We start from the raw sequence: 19,637 nt of genomic DNA on the forward strand, positions 1-19,637 counted from the left end.
GTATCATGGATTATCGTTTTTCCGACACCATCAACAGCTTCGAATCGTCGGCGGTGCGCGAAATTCTCAAGCTGACTCAAGGCAAATCTATCATTTCGCTGGCCGGCGGCCTCCCGAACGAACAGTACTTTCCGCTTGACGCCGTGCGCGAAGCGTTCCTGCGGGTGTTCGAGCAGGGGCGGCAAGTGCTGCAATACGGCTTGACCGAAGGCTACACGCCGTTGCGCGAAGACCTGTGCGCTCATCTCGCACGCAAAGGCATGAAGGCCGAAATCGACAACATGCTGCTGACGACCGGTTCCCAGCAGGCGATCGATTTGCTGGCCCGCATTTATATTAATCCAGGCGACGTCATTCTTGTTGAACGCCCGACTTATTTGGCCGCGATTCAAGTGTTTCAATCGCATCAGGCACGGCTGATCTCGGTCGACTGCGACGAGGACGGCATGAACCTGGACGATCTGGAACGCAAGATCAGGCAGTACAAGCCGAAAATGGCCTATGTCATCCCGACGTTCTCCAACCCTGCCGGCAAAATGTGGAGTCTGGAGCGCAGGCGCGGCATGCTGTCGATTTGCAAGCGCAACGGCGTGCTCATTCTCGAGGACGATCCTTATGGCGAGCTTCGTTTCGGCGACGGCGAGCCAATGCCGTCCATCTATTCGCTGGACGACGGTCCGCAGGGCAGCGCTGTTGTCTATACGAGCACGTTCTCCAAAATCGTCGCTCCCGCGCTGCGGACCGGTTGGGTCGTCGGAGACAGCACCGTTATCCGCAACATGACCCGCGCCAAGCAGGCGGCCGATCTTCACTCCAGCACGATGGATCAGCAGGCGCTGCATCAATTGTTTGCCCACTTCGATCTTTACGCCCATATTGCCGTCATTCGCGAAGCGTACGAAGCGAGAATGCGCGGAATGCTTGAGCTGCTCAAGCAGCAATCATGGGAAGGCCTCTCCTGGATCGAGCCTAAAGGCGGCATGTTCATCTGGGTCGAGCTGGCGGAATCGATCGATACGCAGGAGTTGCTCAAGCTGGCGGTGCAGGAAGGCGTCGCTTTCGTGCCGGGAGCCAGCTTCTATGCGGATGAACCGAAGCGCAACTCGATGCGGCTCAACTTTACCCATACCGACAGCGACATGGTCGTCCTGGCCTTCGAGCGCCTCGACCGCGCCCTCAGCAAAATGCGGCAGACGGTGTAAGCCGGCCGTTAACGCACAGACCTAAAACAACAAAAGACCGTCCTCCCCTGCTTCTGGAGGACGGTCTTTTGTTGTTTGGCTGCCGGCAGGCTGTACCCGGCGGCGCCGCCTAAATCAGCGTGACGTTGTCCCGCTTGCTGCGAGCCGGCGATTTGCGCTTCTCGATCAGGCGGTTGAGCGCGTCGACGTAAGCGCGGGCGCTCGCTTCGAGAATGTCCGTGCTGACGCCGCGGCCTTGCGCCGAGTAGTCTCCTTGCCGCAGGACGACATGCACCTCGCCGAGCGCATCCTTCCCTTGCGTAACCGACTTGATGGAGTAGTCTTCCAGCTCGACTTCTTCCTTCGTCGCCTGATCGATCGCCTTGTAAATGGCGTCGATCGAGCCGTTGCCTTCGGCCTTCTCCTCGACCGTTCCGCGGTCGTTCGTCCGGATACGAACGGCAGCGTTCGGTACAGAACGGTTGCCGTAAGAGACGTGGATCGTCTCGAGCGCGAACACCTCCGGCGTCTCAACCAGCTTCTCCTCGATCATAGCGCGGATATCTTCGTCGGACACATTTTTCTTCTTGTCGGCCAAGTCCTTGAACTTGGCGAAGGCCAGATTGACCTGCTCTTCGCTCAGCTCATAGCCGAGGTCGACCAGCTTCTCGCGGAAGGCGTGGCGGCCGGAGTGCTTGCCGAGCACGAGCTTGCTCTCCTTGAGGCCGATCGTCTCCGGCGAGATGATCTCGTACGTCGTCTTCTCCTTCAGCACGCCGTCCTGGTGAATGCCGGATTCGTGCGCGAAGGCGTTGGCGCCGACGATCGCCTTGTTGCCCGGCACGACCATGCCGGTGAGCTTGCTGACGAGACGGCTGGTGCGGGCGATCTCGCTCAGCTTCAGCGACGTCTTCGCCTGGAAAAAGTCCGCCCGCGTCTCAAGCGCCAGCGCCACTTCCTCCAGCGCCGTATTGCCGGCGCGCTCGCCGATGCCGTTGATCGTGCCTTCGATCTGATCGGCGCCGTTCAGGATCGCCGCCAGCGCATTGGCCGTGGCCATCCCGAGATCGTCGTGGCAGTGCGCGCTAAGCTGGATGCGCTCGATGCCCTTGACATTCTCCTTCAGCGTCTTGAAAATATTGCCGAACTCCGACGGCGTCATATAGCCGACCGTATCCGGAATGTTGACCACCGTCGCGCCGGCGCGAATCGCCATCTCCGTCACTTCGCACAGAAAATCCAGCTCCGTGCGGCCCGCATCCTCCGGTGAAAATTCGATTTTGTCAAAATATTTCTTGGCGTAGCGAATCGCCGCTTCCGCCGTCTCAAGCACCTGATGCTTCTCCATGCGCAGCTTGTGCTTGCGGTGAATCGGCGACGTCGCCAGGAACAGATGCAGACACGGGTCCTGCGCATCCTTCAGCGCCTCCCGCGCCGCATCGATATCCTGCTCGCGGGAGCGCGACAGGCCGACGATCGTCGCGTTCTTCACCGCGCGCGCGACCGCGTTCACCCCGGCCAGATCGCCCGGGGAAGCGGCCGGAAAACCGGCCTCGATGCGGTCGACGGCGAGCTTTTCCAGCTGCAGCGCGATCTCCACCTTCTCCTGCATGTTCAGGTTCACGCCCGGCGACTGCTCGCCGTCCCGCAGCGTCGTGTCAAAAATATAAATTTTTCTCATGATGGTCACCTCCTGAAGAAAAGCGATGAATCGTCACCTGCAGTGCCAGAAAATTCGCCGATAAGCCTCGTCGAATGAGCAAGATCGAAAAAACACAAAAGCTCGGCCCGAAGGCAGAGCAAGGCAGAGGCGCCAATCAAGCGTCTGCTGCCGGTTGCTCCGCCTTCAAACCGACCTTACGTCGTAGGCTTCCAAGTACGCTTCGCTTACGATTACTTCTTGATCCAGTGCATCAGCTCGCGCAACTGCGAACCGACCTGCTCGATCGGATGCTCTGCTTCCCGGCGGCGAGTCGCGGTCAAGAAGGCGCGGTTGGACTGGTTCTCCAGGATGAAGTCACGGGCAAATTTGCCTTGCTGAATGTCTTCAAGCACTTTCTTCATCTCTTTCTTCGTTTCCTCGGTAACGATCCGCGGACCTGTCACGTAGTCGCCGTATTCCGCCGTGTTGGAGATCGAATGTCTCATGCTGGCCAGGCCGCCTTCGTACATCAGGTCGACGATCAGCTTCAGCTCATGCAAGCACTCGAAGTAAGCGATCTCCGGCGCGTAGCCTGCTTCCACCAGCGTCTCGAAGCCCGCTTTGACCAGCGCAGCCGTACCGCCGCACAGCACCGCTTGCTCGCCGAACAGGTCGGTTTCGGTTTCCTCGCGGAACGTCGTTTCGATAACGCCGGCGCGGGTGCAGCCGATCCCTTTCGCGTAAGCGAGGGCCAGATCTTTCGCTTTGCCGGAAGCGTCCTGCTGTACCGCGATCAGGCCGGGAACGCCGAAGCCTTCCACATAAACGCGGCGCACCATGTGACCCGGGGATTTCGGAGCAACCATGAAGATGTCCTTGTCCGCGGAAGGCACGATTTGGCCGAAGTGGATGTTGAAGCCGTGGGAGAATACGAGCGCAGCACCTTCCTTCAGGTTCGGCTCGATTTCTTCGCTGTATACTTTGGCCTGGGTTTCGTCAGGCATCAAAATTTGTACGACGTCGGCAAGCTTGGTCGCTTCCGCAACGGAGTACACCTCGAAGCCGTCCTCTTTCGCTTGCTGGAAGGAGCGGCCTTGGCGCAGCCCGATGATGACCTTCAGGCCGCTGTCGCGCAGGTTTTGCGCTTGTGCATGACCTTGGCTGCCGTAACCGATGATGGCGATCGTTTTTCCTTGAAGTACGCTCAGGTCTGCATCTTTCTCATAATACATTGTTACTGCCATAATATGAATAATCCTCCTTTTGTATGAAACCCTGTGAGCGGGTGCCTGGGAGGACGAATCGCCCTGCAAGTCCGCCGGAAGCGAATCATCCGCTCAAGCCCCCGCACACAGGATCATTGTACTAAAAAATAATGGCGCTATAAAGCTTTACCGACTTAAAACTTTCCCGATAAGGCCTGGCTTATGATTCCCAAGAGCTTACTTGACGGCGCCGCGAATCATCGCCGTCGCGCCGGTGCGCGACAGCTCCTTGATTCCGTACGGCTTCAGCAGCTCGACCATCGCGTCGATCTTCTCGGAATCGCCGACCACTTGAACGATCAGCGAGCAAGGGCCGATATCAACGACAGCCGCGCGGAACGTCTCGACGACGCCGAGAATTTCCGGGCGCGCCGCAGGCTCGGCGTTGACCTTGATCAACGCCAGCTCGCGGGCGACCATCGGGTGCGAGCTCAGATCGACGACTTTGATCACGTCGATCAGCTTATACAGTTGCTTCTGGATCTGTTCGAGCGTCTGGTTGTCCCCTGTCGTAACGATGACCATCCGGGACAAGCCCTTCTCTTCGGATTCCCCGACCGTGATGCTCTCGATATTGAAGCCGCGGCGGCCGAAGAGGCCGGATACCCGCTGCAGCACGCCGGGTTGGTTGTTCACAAGTACAGATATGGTATGTTTGCGAATCATTCCGAATCCCCCAATATCATATCGTCTATCGTATTGCCTTGAGTGACCATCGGATAAACATTTTCTCCCTTGCGAACGACGAATTCGACGAGCACCGGCCCCGGGGTTTCCAGCGCCTCGGTCCAGGCGCGGCGCGCTTCTTCCTTGTTCGTAGCTCTCAGCCCCTTGACGCCGTACGCTTCCGCCAGCTTGACGAAATCCGGGCTGCCGGCCAGGTCGATATGGCTGTACCGGTTATCGTAGATGATCTCCTGCCACTGCCGCACCATGCCGAGCACCTGGTTGTTGATGACCGCAATCTTCACCGGGATGTTGTTGATCGCGCAGATCGCCAGCTCCTGGGAGCACATCTGCATGCCGCCGTCCCCGTTGATCGATACGACGGTGCGGCCCGGAGAGGCCAGCTGCGCGCCGATCGCCGACGGGAAGCCAAAGCCCATCGTGCCGAGGCCACCGGAGGAAATGAACGAGCGCGGATGGTTAAACCGGTAGTACTGCGCCGCCCACATCTGATGCTGCCCGACGTCCGTCGTAACGATCGCCTCGCCCTTGGTCGTCTCATGAATCATCTCGATGACGTATTGCGGCTTCAGCTCCGTCTCGGAATCCTTATACCGCAGCGGATGCTCCTGCTTCATGCGCGTCACGTGCGAGATCCACGCCTCGGATCGGGCCGGCTTCGCCTTCTGCAGCGCCAGCTGGAGCACCGCCTTCACATCGCCGACGACCGGGATCTGCGTGCTTACGATTTTGCCGATTTCAGCCGGATCGATGTCGATATGCACGATCTTCTTCGCATTCGGCGCGAAGCCGTTCACCTTCATCGTGACGCGGTCGTCGAACCTCGCTCCGATGCCGATCAGCAGATCGCAGCTTTGCAGCGCCTTGTTGGCTGTATAAGCCCCGTGCATCCCCGGCATGCCGAGCCACAATTCGTGCGCGCTCGGGAATCCGCCCAAGCCGAGCAGCGTCGTCACAACCGGGATGCGGGTGCGGTTTACGAATTCGATCAGCTCCGCGGAAGCGTCAGACGAGACGACGCCGTGACCGGCGATGATCATCGGCCGCTCCGATTCCTCGATCGCCTCGAGCATCCGCTCCACCTGCAGCTTGTTCGGTTGAACGGTCGGATTGTAGCCGCGAATCTCAACCTTCTCCGGATAATAAAACGGCGCCTTGTCGTTCGAGACGTCCTTCGGAATATCGATCAGGACGGGGCCTTTCCGCCCGGTCGAGGCGATATGGAAGGCCTCCTTGATGATGCGCGGCAGATCGCGCACGTCCCGCACGAGGTAGCTGTGCTTCGTAATCGGCATCGTAATGCCCGTAATGTCCGCTTCCTGGAACGCATCCGTGCCGATCACGCTGGTGGCTACGTTGCCGGTGATGATGACGAGCGGCACCGAATCCATATAAGCCGTCGCGATGCCTGTCACCAGGTTCGTCGCGCCGGGGCCCGACGTGGCGATACATACGCCGACCTTGCCGGTTGCGCGGGCGTAACCGTCCGCCGCATGAATCGCCCCTTGCTCGTGGCGGGTCAGCAGGTGATTGAAGTCCGGGTTGCCGTGCATCGCATCGTAAATATACAAGACCGCTCCACCCGGATAACCAAAGACACAGTCCACGTCCTCAAGCAAAAGACTGCGCAGCAGCATTTCCGATCCTGTGATGACATCCGGCTTGAGCAGCTCGGCACGCAGCTGTTCTTTCGATTTTTGTGTGGTTTGAACGATCATGGTTTGGCCTCCTTCGTTAAAAGCTTGCCGGCAAGAGCGAGCGATATCGGCGCTTGCCGAAAAAAAGAAAACTAAAAAACCCCTTCCATCCCCGACGCATATTGCGCGTCTGACGGGACGAAAGGGGTTGTCGCTTCCGTGGTACCACCCAGAATTTGCTATATGCCTCGCGACATACAGCCTTAGCAGGTAATGCGCACCTTGATGATGCGTCGCTTACCTTGGCACAATAACGAGTGCCGCACCGATTCCCCCTACTAAACAAGCGTCTTTCAGGGAAACAGCTCCGAGGTGAGCTCGTACATAAGGGATTAAGGCGTTGGTTTCAGCTAATCCGCCGCTCTCTGGACATAAGAGCCCTTATAACTTCGTCCTCTTCATAGCCGTTGCATAGGTATGACTTGCTTGTTACACATTATAAGTCGAATCGCTCCGTTAGTCAATAGCTTTCGGGCCGCCGCTCTGCTGCCGGATCATGCCAGGATAAGCAGCAAAAAAAACGCCCGCTGCCCTAAGGAACATCGCTTCCTCGTTCCTCAAGGCAGGGGCGCCTTCATGATCCAATGAGCATCAAGCGTTCACTTTTTGCTTAGCCGCATCGGCCAGCTGGTTGAACGCGCCGATGTCGTTCACAGCCAGATCGGCCAGCATTTTGCGGTTCACTTCGATGCCGGCGAGCTTCAGGCCGTGCATGAATTTGCTGTAGGACAATCCGTTCTGGCGAGCAGCCGCGTTGATCCGTACGATCCACAGCTTGCGGAAGTCGCGCTTTTTCTGACGGCGGTCGCGGTATGCGTACAACAGCGATTTGTAAACCTGCTCCTTCGCCGTTTTAAATAATCTATGCTTCGAACCGAAATATCCTTTAGCAAGCTTCAAAATCTTCTTGCGGCGACGCGTGCGCACGAACCCGCCTTTTACTCTTGCCATGACCATCTACCTCCTGGAATGTTAAGCGTATTGCGCTGTGTATCAAATACGTCCGTTCGTGTTACTTCAGGTTAGCCAGCTGCTGCTTCAGACGGCGAACGTCGCCGGCCGCCATCAGCGGGGAAGTGCTCAGCACGCGCTTCTGACGGTTGGACTTGCCGGACAGCAGGTGGTTCTTGTATGCTTTATGGCGCTTCACTTTGCCGGTACCGGTAATTTTGAAACGGCCTTTCAAGCTGCTGTGAGTTTTCATCTTAGGCATTGATTAGGTCCTCCTTAAAGGTTGTCGTTATTGCTGCTTCGGGGCCAAAATCATGATCATGCTCCGGCCTTCCAGCTTCGGCTTGCGCTCCACGGTGCAGAGCTCGGCGACTTCCGAGGCCATCCGTTCCAGCTGGCGCTGCCCGATGTCGGCATGGGCGATCTCCCGGCCGCGAAAACGCACGGACAGCTTCACTTTGTCGCCGTCCTTCAAAAATTTCACAACGTTACGAAGCTTCGTTTGAAAGTCGTGCTCGTCGATCGTCGCGCTCAAGCGAATTTCCTTGATCTCGACGATCTTCTGGTTCTTACGGGCTTCCTTCTCTTTCTTCTGCATCTCATAGCGGTACTTCCCGTAATCCATGATCCGGCATACCGGCGGCTTGGCCGTCGGAGCCACGTTGACCAAATCCAGGTTCAAATCAGCTGCAATCTGCAGCGCTTCTCGGATCGGCTTGATTCCGAGCTGCTCGCCTCCCGCTCCGATAAGCCGAACTTCTCTCGCACGAATCGCCTCGTTAATTATGTGATCGATACTTATGACCTGCCACCTCCATTGGAATGTGAAACAAAAAAGACGCGGACTCGAAACGCCCACGTCTGATCTTCAAGTGACGGATACTAGCCCGCCGACAGGCAGACTGAATATCAACATAAGACTCACTCTAGTTTCCTAACCAGCCAACCTGAGGTCGGGCAGGTGAGAAGCGGGCGCTTCTTCTTCAGCACTAGAACAGTATATCATCCCAGCTAGCCATAAGTCAACAGCTAGCTGGCCTGCTTGCTCTGCACATCCTCCAGCCGAATGACGCGCGTATGCTGCGTATGGCTCCACGTTTTGTTATTCTGGGTGAAAAACGCGAAGAACGTAATCGGCCACCAGGAGAACATGAAGATCGGGTACAGCAGCAAATATTTGTATGTTTTGCCGGAAGCTTTGTCCAGCAGCATGGCCAGCGGCAGCAGCACGTAAATGATCGTCGACAGCACATTGATCAGAACCGGCGATATCTCGTATAGATTCAAGAAATCGTACTTGGGGAACATTCCTTGAATCCAGATCGCCACGGTAATGATGGCGCCGAAGAAAAAGTTGTATACGTTGGCCGAATAGATCGCGGCGTCGATCTTCGTCCAGCTCCGCTCCTTGATCCCCTGCCACAGCAGCGGGAAAAAGTATCGGCGGCATACGTCAAAATGCCCCTGCATCCAGCGCAGACGCTGTCTGGCGGACGCCTTGAAGGTGAGCGGCTTCTCGTCGTACACCTTCGCATCGAAATTGAGCGTCGGCTTCACGCCGAGCTTGACGCAGCGCATCGAGAACTCGAGGTCCTCGACGAGGCTGGTCGCCCCCCAGCCGATCTGCTTCAGCAGATTCGTCTCGAAGCACATGCCCGTTCCCCCGAGGTAGCAGGCAAGGTTCAAATTCAGGCGGGGCAATTGCCAGAAGCGGTTGCTGAAAAAGTAAGAAATGGCGTAGGAAGCGGTCACCCAGGAATCGTTCGGATTTTTGGTATCCAGGTAAGCCTGGATCACCCGCGAGCCTTCGCACAGGTCGTTGTTCATATGCTTCAAGTAATCGGTGCCGACCAGGTTGTCGGCGTCGAACATGACGACGGCGTCGTATTGGCGCGGCATGCTCCAAAGCTCCTTGAGCATCCACTCGATCGCGTAGCCTTTCCCGCGCAGCTTCGGGTTGTGCCGCTCGCAGGCGTGCACCCCGTGCTCGCGGACGATGTCCGCCGTACGGTCGGAGCAGTTATCGCAAATGACGAAAATATCGTACAACTCTTTCGGATAATCCAGATTTTTCAGGTTCTCGAGCAGCGCGCCGATCACCTGCTCCTCGTTATGAGCCGCCACCAGCACGGCGAATGTTTTCTGCGGAGCGTGATGCTTCGCCTTGACGCGGCGGTGCCAACCGAAGAACGTCAAAAACAGCTGATAAGCGCCGACCAGCGCCAGCAAGATCTGAGCGCCTAGCAGAATGCTGTTCAGCATGGTATTACTACCCCCTTTTTTTATTTACCCCTTTTGTCTGTCTCTGTTTTTGGATGTTCTTCAATGTATATTGGTTCGATGGATGATTCTGGATTTCCGTGGGTCGCCGAATATGATTTTCCTATCTTTGTATCGTTTTGTCAAAATCGGCTGGCCGCTCCCTTTCGTCAGAACGGAAGCAATTCCGCTGAAAAGAAGGTCCTTCCCTTCGGAGTCTCTCCCATCCATCTTTTTAGCTCTTATTTTCATCGTTTTTCAAACTTTTTATAATCGCTGCCAGGCTAAATTTGCACCTATATCCATAACGTGCATGTCCCGATTAAAGTTTCAGGACGAAAGTACCGATTTGCGGCAAGGAAGCCTGCTGCCCGCTCACCCCTACAGAATACAACAAAGCGGCGCGCCTTGCAAAAGAGTCCCCCGCCCCGTCCGGCAGCCGTTTTCCCGCGGCACGCTTCCCCTCCTTTCGGGCAGAATTAAAGCATCTTGTCCGATGCCGCGCCAGGAGAATCCCCTTCTCTCCCGAAATGTTTCCCGCATATGTAATAGACGACGGAAGGGCGTCCTATTCCTCCATTGACATTGTTTCTACATATAATATTAAGAAAAAAATAAGAATTGTCTTGCCAACATCATGGGCCTTTGACTCGTAATTAACTATGAGAGGGCAGCAGCGCCCGCGCCAACGCCCGCCGGCCGGAGAGAGCGGCGGTGAAGGGATGCTTCCAAAAATTGCGTCTCATTAGCAGGCGAACTTTGCCCCGCGTTGATATTCGCATAACAAATCGCGGTTACAATGGATTTATATGAACGTTAGGCGACTGCTTATCCCATGCCATCTTTGCCAGTAAGGGAGGCGAAAGCGAACTTGAGCCGTATTGTCGCATGGCTGATGCATCACGAGCACCGGCTGTTTCGCTGGATCAACCAGCGGCTGCGCCATCAGGCGCTCGATTGGTTCTTCAGCACGATTACTCATCTGGGCGGCGCGTCGGCCACGATAGCCATAACGCTCGGCCTGGCGGTGCTGGCGCGCGGGGAATGGCGCACGACCGCCATCCAAAGCCTGATCGCGCTGGCGGTCAGCCACCTGCCGGTAGCTGTGATCAAGAAAAAATATCCGCGGCTTCGCCCTTATCTTGTGCTTCCGCACACGATTACCGGCAAAAACCCGCTGAAGGATCATTCGTTTCCTTCAGGACATACGACAGCCGTCTTTTCCGTTACGGTTCCTTTTATGCTGAATATGTCCCCGACCTTTCTCTTTTTGCTGCCGTTGGCATGTCTCGTCGGCATGTCACGTATATATCTGGGACTGCACTATCCGTCCGATTGCCTGGCGGGCTCGCTGATCGGTACGGTCACCGCCTTCGCGGCCGTTGCTTTTTTCGGATAAAATCTGTAATGTTATCACTGTGTAATTCATTTGGTGCAAGGGTATGGTGAAGCGCTCATGAGAAAAAAGAGGGTCTTGCTTTTGTCCGAAGGGTTCGGCGCAGGCCACACACAGGCGGCATACGCCCTCTCCGAGAGCCTGCGCATCCTGTCGTCCGATATTGAAACACACGTGCTGGAGCTCGGCAGCTTCCTTCATCCGACGCTGGCTCCATGGATTTTTACCGCATACCGCAAGACGGTCATGACTCAGCCGAAGCTTTACGGGCTGGTGTACCGGTCTCAATATAAAAAATCGCTGAACCGCTTCGCGCAGCTGGCGCTGCACCGTCTGTTCTACGCCCAGACGGCGGAGGTGATCCGCCGTCTGGAGCCGGACGCGATCGTCTGCACGCATCCTTTTCCGAATGCGGTCGTCTCCAGACTGAAGCGCTCCGGTCTTGGCGTCCCCTTGTGCACGGTCATCACCGACTACGATGCGCATGGAACGTGGGTCAGCCCGGAGGTCAACAAATATTTGGTATCGACGCCGGGCGTCAAGCAGAAGCTGACGGGCCGCGGCGTTCGTCCGGAAGCGATTGAGGTCACCGGCATACCGGTGCATCCGAATTTCTGGAAGCATCATAATCGGGAGGAGCTGCGCAAGCATTACGGCCTGAAGCCGATTCCGACCGTGCTGATTATGGGGGGCGGATGGGGCTTGCTGAAGGAGAGCGAGTTTCTGCCGGATCTGCTGCGCTGGCGCGACCAGATTCAGCTCGTCGTCTGCCTCGGCAGCAACCAGAAGGCGATGGCCGCGCTGTCTGCCGATCCCCGGTTTCAGCATGAGAACGTTCGGCTGCTCGGCTTCACCCGCGAGATCGACCAGTGGATGGAAGTGTCCGACCTGCTGATCACGAAGCCGGGCGGCATGACCTGTACCGAAGGTCTGGCCAAAGGTATTCCGATGCTGTTCTATAAGCCGATACCGGGGCAGGAGGAAGAAAACCTGCAGTACTTCACCCAGCACGGGTTCGGCGAGCCGATCAAATCGGCAGAGACGATCGATCACTGGTTCGGGCTCTTGCTCGAGCAGTACCCGGAGCTGAGCAAACGAAGAAGCGATGCCGCTGCCGGGCGCGGCAACCGGCCTTACCGTCCCTACCATTGCTCCTACAGCATTATCAAGCTGCTGGAACACCACCGGCCGGCGTCCATCGGCCAAAGTCAACACGCCCCTGCGCTTTCCTTGTAGGAAAGCGAGGGGCGTTCTTGTCTCAAGGCCCTGGCCTTTTAAGATTGCAGCGGATTATTCGCCGGCTTGCAGGCTGGCCAGATGCTCGGCAAGCGCCCGCTCGCCGACGACAACCTCCAGCCGATGGATCGGCAGTCCCTGTTCGTAAAATTTCGTTTCGTACTCCGTCATGATCAGATCCGTGCGCGGCCCTTGGGCATGAAGATCGAGAGAGATGTTGCGCATGCGCAAGCCCAGATCGGCAAACGAATTCAAAGAGAACTCGAAGAGCGAGCGGGAATCGGTCTTGAAGTGAATCTCGCCGCGATCGTTCAAGAGGTCGATATATTTGCGGACGAAGCCAGGGTGCGTCAAGCGGCGACGGGCATGCTTCTTCTTGGGCCACGGGTCGCTAAAATTCAGATAGATGCGCTCCAGCTCGGCGCTGGCGAAAATTTGCTCGATATATTCGATATTTTGCCGAACAAGCCGCAAATTCGACAAATCCCCCCCGTGCTCTTCGCGCGATGCGCGGGCCTTCTCGGCAGCTCGCCTCAGCAGCTCGTCGTACATATCGATGCCTATGTAATTGATATTGGGATTCAATGCGCTCAGCTCGCTGATGAACTTGCCTTTGCCCATGCCCAGCTCGACGTGAATCGGCCGATCATTGCCGAACAAGGCGCTCCACTGGCCGCGATGCCGCGCCGGATCCAAAATAATAAGCTCCGGTTGAGCTTCAATCTCTTCTCTGATGCCTTTCCTGCCTCTCAAACGCATATGCTTTCCTCCAACCGCTCATTCGGTCATTCGTTATTTTCTTGACAAATTATACTCCGAATGACGCGCATTGAAAAGGCCGGCCAGCGCCAGACAAGCGGCGGGTAACCGGCCTATATGCGAAAAGTGTTAAGGGCCGAGGGCTGCAGGTTAGCGAACGTCGTCGCGTCTTTCGTTGCGGTTGCGAAGACCGGCCAGGCCAATCAGACCGAGCAGGCCAAGCCAGCCCCAGTTGTTGTTATTCGTTGCCGTCGTACGGTAATTGTTGGTCCGGTACGTGTTCGTATCGTAGTTGCCGCCATAACCGTATCCTGTGCGGTTAGTGGTGTAGTTATTCATGCGGTCCAGCATATTGTCGGTATATGTCCGCATGTTGCCCGTACCCGATACGTTGCCCGTTGTCGAACCGCCGCTTACGCCTGTGTTGGTCGTATTAACATTATAAGTTCCGGAAGTCGTGCTGGTCGCCGTACCGGTTACCGAAGCATTGCCAGCTCCCGTCGCATTCGGGGCAGCGGGCGTCCCGGCCGCGAACGCTGCATGTCCGCCGAATCCCAAAGAAGCTGTCAAAGCTAACGCCAGAACCGTCTTGTTGAACTTCTTGTTCATTCTTTCGTTTGCTCCCTTCAACGCTTATTTGGTGTTGCACAAATAGCATGTCCCCGAGACTTTATCTTATCCCGCTTCCCGGCAGGGGGCTGCTGTCATATTCTCCTGAATTATGCCAGGAATCAGGGGGCCGGCCCTGATAGCAATCCCCCCGCTTTTCCGCTACAATAGGAAAAGACAAAAGGAGTGATGGGCATGTCAAGCGCAAACGCGCCGATCTCTCCTCTCTTATGGGGGGACAAGCGTTTTCATACATGGAATTACGAAATGCGCGAGCAGTTCGGAACGAAAGTGTTCAAGGTTATGCTCGACGCCGGGTTTACGTGCCCGAACCGCGACGGCAAGATCGCGATCGGCGGCTGCACCTTCTGCAGCGCCAGAGGCTCCGGCGACTTTGCCGGCAGCCGCCGCGACGACCTTGTCACCCAGTTCCGCAAGGTTCGCGACCTGCAGCACCGCAAATGGCCGGACGCTCAGTACATCGGGTATTTCCAGGCATACACGAATACGTACGCGCCGGTCAGCGAGCTGCGCGAATATTACGAAGTCATTCTGGAGCAGCCCGGCGTCGTCGGCCTTTCCATCGCCACCCGGCCCGACTGCTTGCCGGATGAGGTGATCGATTATTTGGCCGAGCTGAACGAGCGCACTTATCTGTGGCTCGAGATGGGCCTGCAGACGATTCATGAAGACACCTCGCGGCTCATTAACCGCGCCCACGACACCGCCTGCTATGTCGAGGCGGTCGAGAAGCTGCGCAAGCGCGGCATTCGCGTGTGCAGCCATATCATCTTCGGCCTTCCCCAGGAAACGCACGAGATGATGCTGGATACGGCCCGCGCCGTCGCCGCGATGGATGTGCAGGGCATTAAAATTCATCTGCTTCATTTAATGAAGAAGACGCCGATGGTAAAGCAGTACGAAGCCGGCCTCGTCCGCTTTCTGGAGATGGACGAATATGTGAAGCTCGTCGTCGACGCGCTCGAGCTGCTGCCGCCGGAGATGATCGTTCACCGCGTCACCGGCGATGCGCCGCGCGAGCTGCTGATCGGCCCGATGTGGAGCCTGCGCAAGTGGGAAGTGCTCAACGCCATCGACGCCGAGCTGAAAAGACGCGATACGTATCAAGGGAAAAAGTGGTCGGCAAAGGCGCAATAACCGAAGGCACGGCCGGACGACGAAGGCTTCGGGACGTCATCACGACGGCCAACTATCATTTATAGCAGAATAGAAGAAGGTGTATCGTTACCGTGGGTTTCGTTTCGATATTGGGGTTCGCCCATCGCCTGATTGCCGAACGCGTGCAGCCGGGGGAGACGGCGATCGATGCCACCGCCGGCAATGGCGTAGATACGCTGTTTCTGGCCCGGATCGTTGGCGCTGCCGGGGAGGTGCACGCCTTCGATATTCAGCCGCAGGCGCTGGAGCGCACGGCGGCGCGCCTCGCCAGGGAGCAGCCGGACGCGAAGGTCCGGCTCCACTTGCGCAGCCACGCCGAGATGGCTGCGGCCGTCGCGGATGAGCAGCATGGCCGCGTAGCCGCGGTCATGTTCAATCTCGGATACTTGCCGGGAGAGGATCATGCGATCGTAACCCGGCCGAATACGACGGTGCAGGCGCTGGACGCCGCCTGTCGCCTGCTGCGCGCCGGAGGAATCGTGACGATCGTCCTGTATACCGGCCATCCCGGAGGGCAGGAGGAAGCGGATGCGGTCGAACGGTGGGCGGAGGCGCTGCCGCAGCGGGAATATCAGGCGCTGCTGTACCGGTTCGCCAATCAGCGCAATCATCCTCCGTACCTGATCGCAGTAGAAAAAAGATGATTTCCTTTGTTATAATGCTGCTAGAATAATCCATAGACGAAACGAGGGAGTGCTTGTGAAACCATATCCGCTTCAATTCAAGCCCGAATTCAAAGAGCGCGTCTGGGGAGGACGGGCGCTGGAGCAATTCGGTCTTGAGCTGCCGCAAGGCGTTATCGGGGAAGGCTGGATGATCGGCGATCATCCGAACGGCACGACCCAAGTGATGAACGGAGAGCTGGCCGGACAAGGTCTGGACCGCATCCGCGAGCAATTCGGCAAGGAGTGGTTCGGCAGCAAAGGGTTTTCGGAGAAAAACGGACGCTTCCCGCTGCTGATCAAGCTGCTCGATTGTCAGGACGATCTGTCGGTGCAGGTGCACCCGAACGATCATTACGAGAAGCTTCCGCCCGGAGAGCTCGGCAAAACCGAGATGTGGTATATTTTGGACGCCAAGCCGGGAGCCAAAATCATTTACGGCCTGAAGGAAGGCGTCACCCGCGAGGCGCTCTCCAAAGCGATCGAGGAAAACCGCATTATGGACTGCATGAACGAGGTGACCGTAGAAGCCGGCGATTCGTTCTATATCCCGGCCGGGACGGTGCATGCGCTCGGCGCCGGCGTGCTGGTCGCGGAAATTCAGCAAAATTCCGACAGCACGTACCGCCTCTACGATTACGGCCGGCTCGGTCTGGACGGCAAGCCGCGCGAGCTGCATATCGAGGACTCGTTGAACGTGATCGCTTACGAAGGCTCCGGCGCCCAATATATGAAGACGGAGCTGAGCCGCAGCAACGACTGGCTGACGCTCGTCCGTTCTCCGTATTTCATCACGGAAAAAGGGCGGGTCGAAGGCGAATGGGCGCTCGAGACGACGCCGGACAGCTTCGTGATTCTCATCGTATGCGACGGGGCAGGTGCGCTTTCCTGGAATGGCGGCGAGAAGCCGGTCAAGCCCGGCGAATGCTATCTGATGCCCGCCAGCCTGGGACGTTACTCGCTTAGCGGCAGCATGACGGTGCTGCGCAGCTATTTGCCGTAAGGCGTATCATCCGCGAATAAATAAAAGCACCGCTGCCTGAAGGAACCGCACCGGGTTCCAAATCGGGGCAAGCGGTGTTTTGGCATGCCTTGGCGGGGCGGAAGAGAAGAACCGCGGGCGGCCGGGTGCCCGGCTCCTTCAAGCGGTTGCCGCCTCCGGCGCCAGCGAGTACACGTGCGGCTTGCCAGGCGCGTCAGGCGCATAGTAAACGATGAGCAGCCTGCTCGCCGACGGGTCAATCACGCCTTCAGCCAAATAGCGGTCGAGATCGAACGGAACCGACTCAAGCATGACATGCTTGTGCAGCTCCTTCTCCGTCAGCCCGAGGGAGGCGAAAGCGCCGGATACCGCCTCCGGCCGTTCCGCCAGCAGGCGCATCCACGCGGACTGCTCGCTTTTGCCCAGGGTGACTTCCCACCATACTTTGCGGGGACGGTACTTGTGATTGAGGAAATAGTCGAGCTTCATCAGCCCCTCCGCCACCGGCATGCCGCTCGTGCCGCGGGCCGTCAGGAAATCGCGAAGCCGGGTGAACAAATCCTCGAGCTGATGGCCGATTTTGCCCCAGCCCCGCTCCTCCCAATAATCGCCGAACTCCTGGAAAAAGTCGAATGCCGATGCAAATTCATGTCGAATCAAGTACGATACTGTATGATCGGTCCGGTGGGCGTTCCAATATTTTTCCAGCACATCCTCCACCCGCTTGATGCGGGCCAAATCCGAGAAAGGCAGGATGTTGTTGCCCAATATTTCGTACGGCGCCTGGTCCATATAAATATAGCCGTACTTGTCGGCATCGTGGCGCATGCCGGTGCCGCGCAGCATTTTCAGAAAGCCGAGCTGCAGCTCCTCCGGCTCCAGAGCGAACACGTCGTTGAACGTGTTGCGGAAGGAATGGTAATCCTCCTCGGGAAGCCCGGCGATCAGGTCGAGATGTTGCGCGATTTTGCCGCTTTCCTTCACCTTCGTGACCGTCCGCGTCAGCTTGGCGAAGTTTTGCCGCCGTTTCACCAAGCTGTTCGTCAGATCATTGGTCGACTGCACCCCGATTTCGAAGCGGAAAATGCCCGGCGGCGCATGCTCGGCCAAATAGTCGAGCACCTCAGGACGCATTATATCGGCGGTAATCTCGAACTGGAAGACGCAGCCGCTGTGGTTTTCGATCAGAAACCGAAAAATCTCCATCGCATAATCGCGCTTGATGTTGAACGTCCGATCGACGAACTTGATCAGCCTGGCGCCGGAGCGAATCAAGTACAGCAGATCGCTCTTCGTCCGCTCGATGTCGAAATAACGCACGCCTATTTCAATAGAAGAAAGACAAAATTGACAGCTGAACGGACAGCCCCGGCTCGTCTCGAAATAGACGACGCGGCTCGGCAGCTGCGGCACATCCTCGGCGAAGCGGTGCGGCGACGGAATGTCGTCCAGCTTCAGCTTCGGCCGCGGCGGGTTGATCACGATGCGGCCATCCTTGCGGTACGCCGCGCCGAACACGCTGTAGAAGGCCCGACCCTCCCGCAGCTCGTCGAGCAGATGCTTCAGCGTCTCTTCTCCTTCGCCCATGACGATAAAATCGACCTCAGGCAAGCGGTTCATCCAGTACTCTGTATCGTAGGACACCTCGGGGCCCCCGAGCACGATGACGGTGTCCGGCAATATTTTCTTGAGCATGCCGATGACGACGATCGTCTCCTCGATGTTCCAGATGTAGCAGGAGAAGCCGATCACGTCCGGCTTGTGCCGGTACAGGTCGGAGACGATGTTCATGGCCGGGTCCTTGATCGTATACTCCGCGATCCGGATGTTCGGGTAATCGCTCTGGCAGTACGCTTTCAAATACCGCAGCGCCAGCGAGGTGTGTATATATTTGGCGTTTAGCGTCGATAAGACAATATTCATGGCTCGTCTTCATTCCTCTTCGCAGGCGGTACAGCGAGGCAGCCGCCCGATGTGCGTGTTCAATGCTCTTATTGTACACGGATCGGGAGACGATTACAAAAAAAGAAAAATGGAACCTTGAGCAGTCCCATTTTCCATGGCTATAGCGTATATTGGTTCGGTGCGGGGGTTGGTTCCTGGGGCATCGAGGCAAGCACGAATTCGTCCTGCCGTTCCTCGGTCCAAGCGGCGGCCTGGGCCAGCAGCTGCCCTTCCACCTGCTCCTTCTGGGTGACGAGAGACCGGATATCTCCTTCGGAATGCTCAATCGACTGACGAAGCTGCTTGCGCTGCTCCATCCGTTTGGCAAGCTGATACAAAATCACGGCTATCTTCCTTTCGCATGTCGTTCCGATATCTTTATGGTAACAGCGGAACATTAAGACAAGATTAGAGAATCATCAACGGTACGTTAAAAACTCTCCGAAACTCATCGTATGCTTCGATAACGATAGCCTTTCCTGATTTTATGAAAAATATGTGTCCGTCACCGACATTGGAGCGTCAAGCTGGCCGCGGTAAAGGCGGCAACAAGCCACCGCTGGGCAGCAGAGCCTCGCTCTTGGACGTCGGCGAGTTCAGCTGGCGGCATTTATGAGCAGACGAACGCTTGTCGAGAATAAAACCGCTTCATGGTGAGTCATGGTCACTAACCGTATTCATACGCAGCCCGGTTCCATGGTATAGTAGTAGCAGCTATCTTGAAAATTCGACGAAGCTTATCGGCGAATTTTCAACACCGAAGGTAACGACCGATGACGAAAGAAATGGTCCGTCATAGGCGTCTATCTTGAAAATAGCCCAGGGCGGTGCGGCACATTTTCATCTTCTGATGGTGCCGCGCCAGCGTCATGGGGGTCTATCTTGAAAATAGCGCCGGCACTACGGCCCCACCCAGGGCTACACCGGTCACATGAGGCGACAAATCCTGCAAAAAATGCAACATTTTCCGGCCTCTTCACCCCAGAAGAAGGAGAATGTTGTATTTTGTGCAACAATTTAGGGGCGGTTGGCTTCAAATCCGGGAATATCGCCCGAATTGTTGCACTTTTTACAACATTGAGCCGCAAATAGGGGTTATCCCCCCATTTTTGTTGTACAAAATACAACATTTGCTGGCTCTCGTGGAAATAGCCCCGGGCCCGCTGCCCATTTTCACCATCTGATGGT

General features: G+C 56.9%; 19 protein-coding genes. 7 read left to right on the forward strand and 12 right to left on the reverse strand.

Annotated elements, in window-relative coordinates; all coding sequences use genetic code 11:
- Positions 1 to 5 precede the first annotated feature (5 nt).
- Entirely contained in the window at positions 6 to 1,202 is a 1,197-nt protein-coding gene (locus tag F591_RS0119360; protein ID WP_019536271.1) for an aminotransferase-like domain-containing protein, read from the forward strand.
- A gap of 109 nt (positions 1,203 to 1,311) precedes the next feature.
- Here F591_RS0119360 and F591_RS0119365 read toward each other — a convergent pair whose 3' ends face one another.
- From F591_RS0119365 to F591_RS0119405, 8 genes are all read right to left on the reverse strand, one after another.
- A complete protein-coding gene (locus tag F591_RS0119365; RefSeq protein WP_019536272.1) occupies positions 1,312 to 2,862 on the reverse strand; it encodes a 2-isopropylmalate synthase in 1,551 nt (516 codons plus the stop codon).
- Positions 2,863 to 3,074: 212 nt separating this feature from the next.
- Complete coding sequence (ilvC, locus tag F591_RS0119370; protein ID WP_026326742.1) at positions 3,075 to 4,067, reverse strand: ketol-acid reductoisomerase; 993 nt, start codon at positions 4,065 to 4,067, stop codon at positions 3,075 to 3,077.
- Between the two features lie 198 nt (positions 4,068 to 4,265).
- Positions 4,266 to 4,754 carry an acetolactate synthase small subunit gene (ilvN, locus tag F591_RS0119375; RefSeq protein ID WP_019536274.1) on the reverse strand — a complete coding sequence of 163 codons (489 nt, stop codon included), beginning with the start codon at positions 4,752 to 4,754 and terminating at the stop codon, positions 4,266 to 4,268.
- On the reverse strand, positions 4,751 to 6,493 hold the full coding sequence (gene ilvB / locus F591_RS0119380; RefSeq protein ID WP_019536275.1) for a biosynthetic-type acetolactate synthase large subunit: 1,743 nt from the start codon (positions 6,491 to 6,493) through the stop codon (positions 4,751 to 4,753). Before ilvB ends, ilvN begins: the two co-directional genes overlap by 4 nt.
- A 570-nt stretch (positions 6,494 to 7,063) precedes the next feature.
- A complete protein-coding gene (gene rplT / locus F591_RS0119390; RefSeq protein ID WP_019536277.1) occupies positions 7,064 to 7,423 on the reverse strand; it encodes a 50S ribosomal protein L20 in 360 nt (119 codons plus the stop codon).
- Positions 7,424 to 7,484: 61 nt separating this feature from the next.
- Positions 7,485 to 7,685 carry a 50S ribosomal protein L35 gene (rpmI, locus tag F591_RS0119395; protein WP_019536278.1) on the reverse strand — a complete coding sequence of 67 codons (201 nt, stop codon included), beginning with the start codon at positions 7,683 to 7,685 and terminating at the stop codon, positions 7,485 to 7,487.
- A gap of 27 nt (positions 7,686 to 7,712) precedes the next feature.
- Positions 7,713 to 8,210: a translation initiation factor IF-3 gene (gene infC / locus F591_RS0119400; RefSeq protein ID WP_026326743.1), complete on the reverse strand. Its 498-nt coding sequence runs from the start codon at positions 8,208 to 8,210 to the stop codon at positions 7,713 to 7,715.
- Between the two features lie 242 nt (positions 8,211 to 8,452).
- Entirely contained in the window at positions 8,453 to 9,685 is a 1,233-nt protein-coding gene (locus tag F591_RS0119405) for a glycosyltransferase family 2 protein (protein ID WP_019536280.1), read from the reverse strand.
- A gap of 868 nt (positions 9,686 to 10,553) precedes the next feature.
- Here F591_RS0119405 and F591_RS0119410 point away from each other — a divergent pair.
- Both F591_RS0119410 and F591_RS28530 read left to right on the forward strand, forming a co-directional pair.
- Complete coding sequence (locus tag F591_RS0119410; protein WP_019536281.1) at positions 10,554 to 11,081, forward strand: phosphatase PAP2 family protein; 528 nt, start codon at positions 10,554 to 10,556, stop codon at positions 11,079 to 11,081.
- Between the two features lie 57 nt (positions 11,082 to 11,138).
- A complete protein-coding gene (locus F591_RS28530) occupies positions 11,139 to 12,314 on the forward strand; it encodes an MGDG synthase family glycosyltransferase (RefSeq protein WP_019536282.1) in 1,176 nt (391 codons plus the stop codon).
- A gap of 54 nt (positions 12,315 to 12,368) precedes the next feature.
- Here the strand turns inward: F591_RS28530 and trmB are convergent, their stop codons facing one another.
- Positions 12,369 to 13,073 (reverse strand): tRNA (guanosine(46)-N7)-methyltransferase TrmB, encoded by a 705-nt coding sequence (gene trmB, locus F591_RS0119420; protein WP_019536283.1) that lies wholly within the window; start codon positions 13,071 to 13,073, stop codon positions 12,369 to 12,371.
- Between the two features lie 150 nt (positions 13,074 to 13,223).
- A complete protein-coding gene (locus tag F591_RS28535; protein ID WP_019536284.1) occupies positions 13,224 to 13,682 on the reverse strand; it encodes a WGxxGxxG family protein in 459 nt (152 codons plus the stop codon).
- Between the two features lie 195 nt (positions 13,683 to 13,877).
- Between F591_RS28535 and mnmL the strand changes: the two genes are divergently transcribed.
- From mnmL to F591_RS0119440, 3 genes are all read left to right on the forward strand, one after another.
- Positions 13,878 to 14,840 carry a tRNA modification radical SAM protein MnmL/YtqA gene (gene mnmL, locus F591_RS0119430; RefSeq protein ID WP_019536285.1) on the forward strand — a complete coding sequence of 321 codons (963 nt, stop codon included), beginning with the start codon at positions 13,878 to 13,880 and terminating at the stop codon, positions 14,838 to 14,840.
- Positions 14,841 to 14,932: 92 nt separating this feature from the next.
- Positions 14,933 to 15,505 carry a tRNA 5-(aminomethyl)-2-thiouridylate-methyltransferase MnmM gene (gene mnmM, locus F591_RS0119435; RefSeq protein WP_019536286.1) on the forward strand — a complete coding sequence of 191 codons (573 nt, stop codon included), beginning with the start codon at positions 14,933 to 14,935 and terminating at the stop codon, positions 15,503 to 15,505.
- Positions 15,506 to 15,560: 55 nt separating this feature from the next.
- Positions 15,561 to 16,526 carry a type I phosphomannose isomerase catalytic subunit gene (locus F591_RS0119440; protein WP_019536287.1) on the forward strand — a complete coding sequence of 322 codons (966 nt, stop codon included), beginning with the start codon at positions 15,561 to 15,563 and terminating at the stop codon, positions 16,524 to 16,526.
- Between the two features lie 138 nt (positions 16,527 to 16,664).
- Here F591_RS0119440 and F591_RS0119445 read toward each other — a convergent pair whose 3' ends face one another.
- Both F591_RS0119445 and F591_RS0119450 read right to left on the reverse strand, forming a co-directional pair.
- Positions 16,665 to 18,428: a B12-binding domain-containing radical SAM protein gene (locus F591_RS0119445; protein WP_019536288.1), complete on the reverse strand. Its 1,764-nt coding sequence runs from the start codon at positions 18,426 to 18,428 to the stop codon at positions 16,665 to 16,667.
- Positions 18,429 to 18,568: 140 nt separating this feature from the next.
- On the reverse strand, positions 18,569 to 18,793 hold the full coding sequence (locus tag F591_RS0119450) for a hypothetical protein (protein ID WP_019536289.1): 225 nt from the start codon (positions 18,791 to 18,793) through the stop codon (positions 18,569 to 18,571).
- Positions 18,794 to 19,444: 651 nt separating this feature from the next.
- Between F591_RS0119450 and F591_RS32945 the strand changes: the two genes are divergently transcribed.
- Entirely contained in the window at positions 19,445 to 19,633 is a 189-nt protein-coding gene (locus tag F591_RS32945) for a hypothetical protein (RefSeq protein ID WP_019536290.1), read from the forward strand.
- Positions 19,634 to 19,637 lie beyond the last annotated feature (4 nt).

Origin of the sequence: Paenibacillus ginsengihumi DSM 21568, from assembly GCF_000380965.1 — a bacterium.
Lineage (GTDB): Bacteria > Bacillota > Bacilli > Paenibacillales > NBRC-103111 > Paenibacillus_G > Paenibacillus_G ginsengihumi.

Coding starts and splice junctions, on each gene's coding strand:
- F591_RS0119360 (WP_019536271.1), top strand. CDS start 6: ATGGATTATCGTTTTTCCGACACCATCAACAGCTTCGAATCGTCGGCG.
- F591_RS0119365 (WP_019536272.1), bottom strand. CDS start 2,862: ATGAGAAAAATTTATATTTTTGACACGACGCTGCGGGACGGCGAGCAG.
- ilvC (WP_026326742.1), bottom strand. CDS start 4,067: ATGGCAGTAACAATGTATTATGAGAAAGATGCAGACCTGAGCGTACTT.
- ilvN (WP_019536274.1), bottom strand. CDS start 4,754: ATGATTCGCAAACATACCATATCTGTACTTGTGAACAACCAACCCGGC.
- ilvB (WP_019536275.1), bottom strand. CDS start 6,493: ATGATCGTTCAAACCACACAAAAATCGAAAGAACAGCTGCGTGCCGAG.
- rplT (WP_019536277.1), bottom strand. CDS start 7,423: ATGGCAAGAGTAAAAGGCGGGTTCGTGCGCACGCGTCGCCGCAAGAAG.
- rpmI (WP_019536278.1), bottom strand. CDS start 7,685: ATGCCTAAGATGAAAACTCACAGCAGCTTGAAAGGCCGTTTCAAAATT.
- F591_RS0119405 (WP_019536280.1), bottom strand. CDS start 9,685: ATGCTGAACAGCATTCTGCTAGGCGCTCAGATCTTGCTGGCGCTGGTC.
- F591_RS28530 (WP_019536282.1), top strand. CDS start 11,139: ATGAGAAAAAAGAGGGTCTTGCTTTTGTCCGAAGGGTTCGGCGCAGGC.
- trmB (WP_019536283.1), bottom strand. CDS start 13,073: ATGCGTTTGAGAGGCAGGAAAGGCATCAGAGAAGAGATTGAAGCTCAA.
- F591_RS28535 (WP_019536284.1), bottom strand. CDS start 13,682: ATGAACAAGAAGTTCAACAAGACGGTTCTGGCGTTAGCTTTGACAGCT.
- mnmL (WP_019536285.1), top strand. CDS start 13,878: ATGTCAAGCGCAAACGCGCCGATCTCTCCTCTCTTATGGGGGGACAAG.
- F591_RS0119445 (WP_019536288.1), bottom strand. CDS start 18,428: ATGAATATTGTCTTATCGACGCTAAACGCCAAATATATACACACCTCG.
- F591_RS32945 (WP_019536290.1), top strand. CDS start 19,445: ATGTTGTATTTTGTGCAACAATTTAGGGGCGGTTGGCTTCAAATCCGG.